This window comes from Micromonospora sp. NPDC047620, from assembly GCF_043205005.1.
GTDB lineage: Bacteria > Actinomycetota > Actinomycetes > Mycobacteriales > Micromonosporaceae > Micromonospora.
Window position 1 is genome coordinate 1 of sequence record NZ_JBIDDG010000194.1, and the last position, 1,064, is coordinate 1,064.

Genomic DNA, 1,064 nt, shown 5'->3' on the forward strand with positions numbered 1-1,064 from the left:
ACTCCTCGTCGTGGGAGTGGGACACCACCTGCCCCAGCGTGCAGTGGAAGCATTCGCACAATTTCGTCCATCACAAGTACACGAATGTCGTCGGCAGGGACGACGATGTCGGCTACGGAATTCTGCGGGTGACCCGGGACCAGCGCTGGGAGTGGTGGAACATCGGAAATCCGGTGTACAACCTGACATTGGGGACCTTGTTCGAATGGGGCGTCGCGCTGCACCACCTCGAGGTGGAGAAGATCCGCCGCAAGGACAAGACCTGGCGGCAGGCGTTCCGGGATCTGCGCATCATCGGCACGAAGGTCGGCAAACAGGCGGCCAAGGATTATCTGATCTACCCGGCGTTGTCGGGGCGCAACTGGAAGACGACGCTGACCGCCGACGCCACCGCCAATCTCATCCGCAACTACTGGGCCTACATGGTCATCTTCTGCGGCCACTTCCCCGACGGCGCGGAGAAGTTCACCAAGGGCGATGTCTACAACGAAACGCAGGGCGAGTGGTACCTGCGCCAGATGCTGGGCAGCGCCAATATCACCGGCGGCGCGGTCATGCATTTCATGACCGGCAACCTCTCCCATCAGATCGAGCACCACCTGTTCCCGGACCTGCCGAGCAACCGGCTGCGGGCCATCTCGGTGCGCGTGCGGGAATTGTGCGACAAATACGACCTGCCCTACACCAGCGGCTCGATGCCGGTGCAGTACGCGAAATCGTGGCGCACCATCATCAAGCTGTCGCTGCCCAACAAATATCTGCGCCGCGGCACCGACGACGCTCCCGAGACCAAGTCCGAGCGCGCATTCGGCGGCATCGGCACGGTCGATCCCGTGACGGGGCGCCGGCGCGGATTGCGCACCGCGCTGAAGGAAGGCAAGCGCCGGGTGGCGGAACGCCGGCAGACGGTCGGCTCGGCCGCCTAGCGATCACCGAACAGAAGGGGCTCTCCGGATTCGACGTCCGGGGAGCCCCTTTCGTCTGCCCGCGTCCGGGCCTGATTGACTGAACCGGTGTCAACGCAAGAATCCAGCATCTACGACGTGATCCGGCGGCGCCGCGAT

Annotated in this window: 1 protein-coding gene; it reads left to right on the forward strand. The window is 63.8% G+C overall.

What is annotated here, in order from left to right; all coding sequences use genetic code 11:
- A partial coding sequence (locus ACGF5C_RS35195; protein ID WP_393308799.1) for a fatty acid desaturase family protein occupies window positions 1-926 on the forward strand: 926 nt, incomplete at its 5' end.
- Window positions 927-1,064 lie beyond the last annotated feature (138 nt).